This is a genomic window from Staphylococcus sp. HMSC36A10 (assembly GCF_001838845.1).
Taxonomy (GTDB): domain Bacteria; phylum Bacillota; class Bacilli; order Staphylococcales; family Staphylococcaceae; genus Staphylococcus; species Staphylococcus aureus.
The window spans coordinates 1-242 of record NZ_KV839107.1 but is presented as its reverse complement, the minus strand read 5'-3'; the positions used below and the strand labels follow the sequence as shown (position 1 = coordinate 242).

Sequence of the window (242 nt, the reverse complement as noted above, 5' to 3'; positions counted from 1 at the left end):
AGAGCCATTAGCTCAGTTGGTAGAGCATCTGACTTTTAATCAGAGGGTCAGAGGTTCGAATCCTCTATGGCTCACCATTTGCGGGTGTGGCGGAATTGGCAGACGCACTAGACTTAGGATCTAGCGCCTTACGGCGTGGGGGTTCGACTCCCTTCACCCGCATATGCAGAAGTAGTTCAGCGGTAGAATACAACCTTGCCAAGGTTGGGGTCGCGGGTTCGAATCCCGTCTTCTGCTCCATT

The 242-nt window shown here is 52.9% G+C and carries 3 tRNA genes; all 3 read left to right on the top strand.

Annotated elements, in window-relative coordinates:
• The first annotated feature begins 1 nt into the window (after position 1).
• The 3 genes from HMPREF3247_RS07305 to HMPREF3247_RS07295 all read left to right on the top strand — a co-directional run bounded on the left by HMPREF3247_RS07305 (position 2) and on the right by HMPREF3247_RS07295 (position 240).
• A tRNA-Lys gene (locus tag HMPREF3247_RS07305) sits at positions 2 to 77 on the top strand.
• 3 nt (positions 78 to 80) lie between these two features.
• A tRNA-Leu gene (locus HMPREF3247_RS07300) sits at positions 81 to 162 on the top strand.
• 3 nt (positions 163 to 165) lie between these two features.
• Positions 166 to 240 (top strand) — tRNA-Gly (locus HMPREF3247_RS07295).
• Positions 241 to 242 lie beyond the last annotated feature (2 nt).